Annotated in this window: 6 protein-coding genes; 2 read left to right on the forward strand and 4 right to left on the reverse strand. The window is 41.4% G+C overall.

The features are described 5' to 3' along the window. Window positions 1-194: 194 nt before the first annotated feature. The 4 genes from fni to mvk all read right to left on the reverse strand — a co-directional run bounded on the left by fni (window position 195) and on the right by mvk (window position 4,799). Complete coding sequence (fni, locus tag D3H64_RS02135) at window positions 195-1,265, reverse strand: type 2 isopentenyl-diphosphate Delta-isomerase (protein WP_121564387.1); 1,071 nt, start codon at window positions 1,263-1,265, stop codon at window positions 195-197. After that, window positions 1,258-2,364, reverse strand: coding sequence for a phosphomevalonate kinase (locus D3H64_RS02140; RefSeq protein ID WP_158589198.1), 1,107 nt, complete (start codon window positions 2,362-2,364; stop codon window positions 1,258-1,260). The genes fni and D3H64_RS02140 overlap by 8 nt, the downstream gene beginning before the upstream one ends. A gap of 341 nt (window positions 2,365-2,705) precedes the next feature. Next, window positions 2,706-3,719 (reverse strand): diphosphomevalonate decarboxylase, encoded by a 1,014-nt coding sequence (mvaD, locus tag D3H64_RS02145; protein WP_121564391.1) that lies wholly within the window; start codon window positions 3,717-3,719, stop codon window positions 2,706-2,708. A gap of 126 nt (window positions 3,720-3,845) precedes the next feature. Continuing rightward, a complete protein-coding gene (mvk, locus tag D3H64_RS02150) occupies window positions 3,846-4,799 on the reverse strand; it encodes a mevalonate kinase (RefSeq protein ID WP_147429886.1) in 954 nt (317 codons plus the stop codon). A 617-nt stretch (window positions 4,800-5,416) separates the two neighbouring features. Here mvk and coaA point away from each other — a divergent pair. Together coaA and guaA are read left to right on the forward strand one after the other, a co-directional pair. Further along, the gene (coaA, locus tag D3H64_RS02155) at window positions 5,417-6,334 is read left to right on the forward strand and encodes a type I pantothenate kinase (RefSeq protein ID WP_121564395.1); all 918 of its coding nucleotides are present in this window, start codon (window positions 5,417-5,419) and stop codon (window positions 6,332-6,334) included. 244 nt (window positions 6,335-6,578) lie between these two features. Next, complete coding sequence (gene guaA, locus D3H64_RS02160; RefSeq protein ID WP_121564397.1) at window positions 6,579-8,132, forward strand: glutamine-hydrolyzing GMP synthase; 1,554 nt, start codon at window positions 6,579-6,581, stop codon at window positions 8,130-8,132. Window positions 8,133-8,353 lie beyond the last annotated feature (221 nt).

Genomic DNA, 8,353 nt, shown 5'->3' on the forward strand with positions numbered 1-8,353 from the left:
TGTTAAAAGCTAGTCCGTGGCAAATACGCCATAAAGACAAATCCCCTCGATATTTATCCCACTTTTAAAAGGGAGGACAAATTTCGGGAGGATTCAGGATGTAAGAAGTAAAAGGCGATTTATCAAAAATGTTAAAGCTAAGGGAAAAAATGTCTACACCTATCTATCGACCTTTCGATAATGACTACATGTATCTATCGCCCTTTTGTTGTTGAAAATTCTTCTAAGGAAAGATGTCTTTGCTTTGCCCAGTTTAAGATGCGATCCCCAAAAATTAAAGAGCTATGGGAGAAGTCCTTGATTTCTTGACAAGCCAAGAGTGCCATGATCATTAAGAATTCTTCTTGGAAAGCTTTTGTTAAACGACAGGCCTCTTTTGACGTGTGGTCAAGGACTAGTTGGAGAAAGAAGCCGGATAGACCAACAAGATCAGCGCCAAGAGCTAAACATTTGGCGACATCCATTGGTGTCTGAACGCCTCCAGAAGCGATAAGGGTAATTTTACCCTCCTTTTTCGATGCTTGAAAAGCAGCTCTTGCTTCTAGGAGAGCTATTGGAGTTGGGATGCCCCAGTTGTCCCAATTAGAAAGGAGAGGCTGCTTCCTTCTAGCTCCCTCGATTCGAGTAAAGCTAGTTCCGCCTCGTCCGCTAATATCAACAGCTTTGACTCCCACAGAAAGAAGTTGTTGGATGGTTTCTTGACTCATGCCAAAGCCGACTTCTTTGATAATAACAGGACATTTGACTTGTTTGACGCTGGCCTCAATTTTTTTGAGCCATTGGGAAAAATCACGATCTCCTTCTGGCATGACCAATTCTTGAGGGGCGTTGATATGAAGTTGCAGAGCATCCGCTTCGATGAGATCTACAGCCTCTTGCATTTGGCTAGGACTGTAATTTAAGTTGAGATTTGAAAAGATAATACCATCCGGATTAACTTCTCGTACGATGGTATAACTATCTTTGTTAGAGGGATCTTTAAAGATAGGGCTCATAGAACCGACAGCCATCGCTAAATTGCAGTCTTTGGCAATTTGAGCCAAAGAGGCATTTACTCGTTTAGTTTTGCTGGACCCACCAGTCATGGCATTAATGAAAAAAGGCCAAGCGAACTTTTTGCCCAAAACTGACTGTTGGCTGGATATCTTATCTACATGAACTAAAGGCAAGGATTGGTGAACAAATTCAATTTCATCGTCGAAAAAGTGAGAAGGATGGAATTGCTCTTGAGCCAAACGAATGTGATCGTCTTTTCTGTTAAGCATTGTAGGCTCCCTCCCATTCAAACGGCAAGATAATAATTTCAGTCGCTTTTAGAGCAGAAATCAGACGGTTGTTAACAGCTGTTGTCAGCCTATGAGTAAATGTAATCCCACAATCGCCCCCGCCTGCGCCACTAGATTTGCTAGGGAGGTGTTCTTTTTTACTGAGCTGCACTAACTCTTTTAATTTTGGTGTTTCAAAGGAAATGCGATGTAGGGTGGTATAGCGGATCAAGAGCTGGCGGCAGTCTTCTAAAACAAAGCGCAGACGAGTTAGATTGCCACTGGCTAAAGCTGGTAAAAGGTCTCTGACTAAATTGTTAGACAGGCTAGAAAAGAGATTTAGGGGCATGTCTTGTACTTTTAAGTCATCAGGAGCATTTAAATTATCCAGTTGTTGGGCGGTTGAAACGGGTTCTCCAGTCCAACCAACAATTAAGCGTAAAGAAGGATGAATCAAAACGGGCTGTATAGCTAAGTGTGGCCATTCCAATTCCGTCAAAATGCTGCTTAGAGATAAACCTTCTTCTAACCAAGTCTTTATAGTTTGTCGGTTGGGGCTAGTATAGTGAATCACCCCTTCAAAGGCTGAACAAGCTAGATCTCCGTACGATCCGTTATTCCCACTCTGCATATGGGTGATGACGCCACATTTGTAGACAAACATTGGATCTTTAGCTTCTTGTTTTAATCCGTAAAAAGCTAGAACAGCTTTAATGGTAGCGATTGTAACAGCACCGCTAGAACCCAAACCGTATTTCACGCCATCTGAATTGTTCAAATCACTGCTGACGTCAAGGTGATAGTAGCGGACGGGAATCCCTTTTTCTTTCACATAGCCTTCAACGACTTTGAGTGCAGCTATAATGAGATGGTAGGGGTTTTCACGTTCGTCGATCACTAAATCCCCTCCACGACGATACCATTGTAGAGGTAAACCGTTCATGAGTTGCGAGTGGATTAAACCGGTATGGGAGCTTTCTTTTATAGTGACCGTCAGCCGTTGAGGGGTAGAAGTGATCACCGCTTCGTTTCCCGGATGAACAACAGCGTACTCTCCGGCTATGTATAATTTACCTGGTGCAGAGGCCTGAATAGACAAGGCAATTCCTCCTTAGTGACAAGGGTATTAACCCATTGATAAGCATAAAAAATGTGGATGAAAGTAAATTTTCCATATCTAGGGTGATATTTTCAGCTAGATGGATAAGCATAAAAAGTAGATGGAAGTAAATTCAAATAAGGATCTCTAGAAAATAAGATAAAGCAAGGTCGAAAGTTTAAAAAGAAAGCAGTTAAAATCAAGTTGTAAAGTGCAATAACAAGTTGAAATCGATTTTAAATAGCTGGCGCTAGAAAAAGTTGATAGAAGCATGGTCGCAGTCTATTATAAGCTTGCGCATAGAACATTTGGGCGGCAATTAAGAAGAAGGAGTAATTGAGCTAGTACAATTCTTGCCATTCTTCATCAGAAAGATAGCGCATGGCTGGACCGGCTTGACTTTTGACCAGAGTCACATCTTTAAATATTTGGCGCAGAGCTTTAATGAGATCGTCTTGTTGACTGGCTGGACTTAGAATTTTAACATTTGGGCCAGCGTCCATGGTGTAATAGCAAGTAAATCCAGAGTTTCTCAAGTCTTGAACGGCCTTGATGGCGCGAAGAGAATCTGGGGAGAGATAGGTCATTGGAGGCTTAGCTGAAAGTGTTGTGGCATGCATTTTCATTGCATTATGTTCAGCAATTTCCCCCATGCTAACGATATCTCTTTCTTTTATAGCCTTTTTCATGAGTTCTAGGTCGCTGTCTTGGCTGCTCACAAATGCGGGATAAAAAGGGGATGTAGCTACAGTTTTAGCCATGCCATCTCGACTAGAGATAGTTTTTTCCTTATCGTTTAAGACAAGAGCGAGCATTCCAACATCCCAAAGCCCATCGTCAATAGGTATGGCTTTGGAGGAAAGGTCGTCTGTTCCTTTTTCCCATTCGACAAAGCCACCGAAAAGACTACGAGTAGCCGATCCACTTCCTCTTCTAGCGATGCGAGAAAGGCTTTGAAGGTCCAAATCCCAATTTAAAGCTTGAGCGATAGCCCCCGTCATTGCGGCATAAGCAGAAGCGGAGCTAGCAAGACCGGCAGCAGTTGGCACATGGTTAAAACTTTCAATATGAATAGGGAGGGGGTGTTCCATTTTTGAGCCGATGACAGACATGAAACGGTCTAGAGACTCTTTGGCTTTTCCAGTTTGTTCTAGGCCATTCACTAGCAGTCGATTTTCAGTATAGCTTTCAGAAAAACTCACACGAGTATCTGTATAAAAAGCTGAAAGAGTTAGAGAAAGGCTAGACACCATGGGCAAAAAAAGATCAGGATCCTTTTTCCCCCAGTACTTAATTAAGGCAATATTGGTATGGGCTCTGGCTTGACCGGTAAAAACCGAAGAGTGATTGGTCATGGCGTGCGCTCCTCCTTAAGGCAGATGGTTTGGTATGATGTTTCGAGTAGAAATATTTGTCTTTAGTGTTTCTTGTTAAAAAATGGAGACAGTTTCCATGGTTAAAAAATGGGACAGTTCCCATGACTAAAGTAATGGATTTGCTGTGTGAAGTTGGTGGGCATAGGTGGTTTTGGCGCCTGCTTTTATTAAATTGGCTCGGATAGCTTCTACACGATCGGGATCATCTGTAATGGCGATCATGCATCCTCCTCTCCCGCCCCCAGTGAGTTTGGCACCTAAAGCACCAGCTGTCAAGGCACTCGCTACTAAGGCGTCTAATTCTTTGGAAGAAACACCTAGAACCTGTAGAAAGTGATGATCTTTTGTCATGAGATGACCTAATTGTTCCCATTGGCATCTATCGATAGCTTCTCTAGCAGAAAGGACGAGTTGGTCAATGGCTTCGATAGCTTCTTTAGCTTTCGCATCTTGAGAGTCTATTTGGCGTTTAACATCCATCACGGCTTCTTTGGTTCTGCCAATATGCCCACTATCTCCAACGATGAGATATAAGCTACCTTTGAAGAAGAGATTTTCTATTTCTTGTGGTCGACGGAAGATCACGGGATTTTTTTTGGTCATAAGAAGGCCGTCTAAACCACTAGGAGAGCCATGAGCGATAGTTTCAGCTTCGCTAATTAAGCCAAGGAGTTGAGATTGACTTAGTGGACGTTCGGCGAAATCGTAGAGGGCACGAATGAGAGCGCAAGCTACAGCGGCAGAAGAGCCCATCCCTCTTTCTGCGGGAATAGTTGACTCGATAATATAGTCAAGGGGAGAGGAGATCCCAAGTGTTTTTTCTGCAGTTACACGAATAGTATGGTAAAGACTGGCGATCACATCTGGCATTTCTTCAACCAAACCCTCATAGAAGGCACAACGAACAGTAGATTTGTCAAGTTCACTGGCTTTTACTTTAACATGCACTTCAACACCAGAATAAGGGACAGCAATGGCAGGACCCCCGTAAACGACAGAGTGTTCCCCCATTAAAATAATCTTGGCATGAGATCTCCCGTGACCTATTAATTTCATCATGGCGGCTCCTTTCGCTTGCGCTATACTTTTAACCACACATATTCTATCATTTTAAAGTAAATTCTACCTCTTTTGTCGTAATCTTAACGAAATTTAATGGCTAGCTAGCCCTTTTTAGAAAAGACAAGAGGATAAAAGACCTAGAAGAACAGACTGGCTAAATTTTTTTGTGGGGGATATGGTAAAATACAGGGAGATTGTGAATTTGTAATGCTTGAAGCAGATCTTGCTTTAAAATATTAGCAAGAGATGGCTAGTCTTGGCTTTCTGATAGAAAAGTAGTATATAATATAAAGTGGCTTAGGAGCCCTTTCTCAAGGGAAGAGAAAAAGCGGTTAGTTCAGGAGTGTTGAAAAAGGCAATCCCCTACTCAATAGCTTGCTAGAACAGCACAGCCCCAGCTAGTTAGGGATAGTTGAAAGGACTAGCCGAAGTAAGCTAGATAAGGCTTGAAAAAACAGTCCCAACACAAAGGGGTGCTTGAAAAGGCTAGCCAAGAAAGCTCGAACATGCTAGCCAAGGAAGCTAGAAAATGCTTAAAAAAAATAATCCCAGCTAAAAGGGATAGGTGAAAAGAATAGTCCCTGAAAAAGAGGGAATGCTAAAGGAGTGATTCAATGGATCGTTCAGTATACCATGAGTTCGACCGAGAACAATGGAAACAGCTACGGACGAGTCGAACGGTGACGATTTCGAAAGAAGAATTGAGAGAATTGACTTCCCTTAATGACCGGATTGACCAAAAGGACGTTTCAGAAATTTACATGCCTTTATTGTATTTAATCGATTGCTATCGCCAAGGATTTTTGGAACTTCGGCAGATGAAGGATAGTTTTCTCTATAGGCAGTCGGTGAAAACCCCATTTATTATTGGAATTTCTGGTAGTGTGGCAGTTGGGAAAAGCACAACGGCTCGTTTGCTACAAAATTTGTTAGAGAAAGCTTATCGAGATTTAAAAGTTGATTTAATGACGACGGATGGCTTTTTGTACCCTAATGCTATATTACAAGAAAGAGGTATAATGAATCGGAAAGGTTTCCCAGAGAGTTATGATATGAAGCGCTTGATTCGCTTTTTAACAGATGTCAAATCAGGGAAAAGGGAGGTTCGTTCCCCGCAATACTCTCATGAAGTTTATGATATCTTGCCTGAACGTTATGATGTCATTGATCAACCCGATATACTCATTGTAGAAGGAATTAATGTATTACAATTACCTGCCAACCATGAAATATTTGTGAGTGACTTTTTTGATGTGTCGCTATTTGTTGATGCGGAAGAAAGTTTGATCCGGCAATGGTATTTGGAACGCTTTGAAATGCTGATGGATTTGGCTAAAGACGATCCGACAAACTATTACTATCAATATGCTAATGGGGACCGGCAAGAAGCTTTAGCTATGGCGACGCAAGTTTGGGAAACAATTAATTTAGTGAATTTGAATGAATTTATCCTTCCAACAATGGGACGAGCTGATATTATATTGCATAAAGTTAAGAACCATTACATTGATGAAGTATTGGTTAAACAATAGATTGGTCAAGGGGCGAAAGGGAAATAAAGCATGCTCTGTTTAAGAGGCAAAATGAAGAATAGCCGGCTTAAGAGGGAAATAAAGCATGTCCTGTTTAAGCAGAAAAAATACTTTGACCAATTAGCCCTCAAGAGAATAGTGGCTATTTAAAAGGCAAAATTGTAAGAAAACACGTTAAACAATTGACAGGGCAAGCTTTTGCCACTATGATCAAAGAGAAGAGAAGTTATTAAAGGAGGCAAATATGACTCAGACACTAACGGATATGGAGAAAATTATCGTTTTAGACTATGGCTCCCAATACAACCAATTGATCACTCGTCGTATTCGGGAATTTCATGTTTATTCGGAATTGATTCCTAACACGATTACCGCGCAGGAATTGAAAGACAAGGGCAACGTAAAAGGTGTCATCTTGTCAGGCGGACCAAATTCCGTTTATGAAGATGGAGCTTTTACCATTGATCCAGAAATTTTTAATCTAGGGATTCCGGTTTTAGGTATTTGCTATGGGATGCAGTTGATGACACACTTGCTTGGTGGGAAAGTTGAACCAGCTGATGGTACTAGCGAGTATGGTAAGTCAGAATTAACAGTTGAAGAAGCCAACGACCTTTTTCAAGCTACGCCGGATCAACAAGTGGTTTGGATGAGCCACGGCGACCGTGTGACTGCTATTCCAAAAGAATTTAATACCATTGCTACTAGTCCTTCTTGCCCATTTGCAGGGATGGCAGACAAGGTTCGTCATTTTTATGGGGTTCAATTCCACCCAGAAGTACGCCACAGTGAATATGGCAATGATCTATTGAAGAACTTTGCTTTAAATATTTGTGGCTGTAAAGCTGACTGGAGCATTGCAAACTTTATTGACGTTCAAATTGAAAAAATTCGCCAAACTGTTGGGGATAGAAAAGTCTTGCTAGGTTTGTCTGGTGGGGTAGATTCTTCCGTGACAGGGGTTCTCTTACAAAAAGCAATAGGAGATCAACTGGTCTGCATTTTTGTGGATCATGGCCTTTTGCGTAAGGGTGAAGGAGACCAAGTAATGGAAAGCCTATCAGGTAAATTTGGGCTCAATATCATTCGTGTCAATGCCAAAGATCGTTTCTTAGGAAAACTAAGGGGTGTTAGTGATCCTGAAAAGAAACGGAAAATTATTGGGAATGAATTCGTCTATGTGTTTGACGATGAAGCCGCTAAATTAAAGGGAATTGATTTCTTGGCGCAAGGGACTTTGTATACTGACGTCATTGAATCTGGAACGAAGACAGCTCAAACGATCAAGTCTCACCATAATGTGGGGGGCTTGCCAGAAGACATGGCCTTTGAATTGATCGAACCATTAAACACTTTGTTTAAGGATGAAGTCCGTGAATTGGGGACAGAATTAGGTATGCCAGATAGTCTAGTATGGCGGCAACCATTCCCAGGACCTGGTTTAGGAATTCGGGTGCTTGGAGAAATTACCGAAGAAAAACTCGAAATTGTTCGTGAATCAGATGCGATTCTCCGTGAGGAAATCGCTAATGCTGGTTTAGAACGTGATATTTGGCAATATTTTACTGTCTTGCCAGGGATTAGAAGTGTAGGAGTTATGGGGGATGCCCGTACCTATGATTACACGATAGGGATTCGTGCAGTAACTTCTATTGATGGGATGACCTCTGATTTTGCTCGTATTCCATGGGATGTTTTGCAAAAGATTAGCGTTCGAATCGTGAATGAAGTGGGACATGTAAATCGAGTGGTTTACGACATTACTTCCAAACCACCTGCAACAATCGAGTGGGAATAGTTCCAAAAAAGTAAGAAACACTGTAATTTCAAAGCTTGCAGAAGATAAAATTAACAACTGGTACTCAAATGGTACTGGAAGTAAAAAAGAATAAATTGAATAATAGTTCCAAGTGGTTTACATTTGGATAAAAAATTAGATCATAACTTAAGTGTTATGTGTGTTTGGCAATTAAAAAATCAACCACTTTGGCAATTAAAATCCAACCAGCGTGGCAATTA

Origin of the sequence: Atopobacter sp. AH10 (assembly GCF_003664595.1) — a bacterium.
Taxonomy (GTDB): domain Bacteria; phylum Bacillota; class Bacilli; order Lactobacillales; family Aerococcaceae; genus Atopobacter.

Bases quoted from the DNA above. Each gene is read 5' to 3' on its own strand.
- fni (WP_121564387.1), bottom strand. From the start codon at position 1,265: ATGCTTAACAGAAAAGACGATCACATTCGTTTGGCTCAAGAGCAATTC.
- mvaD (WP_121564391.1), bottom strand. From the start codon at position 3,719: ATGACCAATCACTCTTCGGTTTTTACCGGTCAAGCCAGAGCCCATACC.
- mvk (WP_147429886.1), bottom strand. From the start codon at position 4,799: ATGATGAAATTAATAGGTCACGGGAGATCTCATGCCAAGATTATTTTA.
- coaA (WP_121564395.1), top strand. From the start codon at position 5,417: ATGGATCGTTCAGTATACCATGAGTTCGACCGAGAACAATGGAAACAG.
- guaA (WP_121564397.1), top strand. From the start codon at position 6,579: ATGACTCAGACACTAACGGATATGGAGAAAATTATCGTTTTAGACTAT.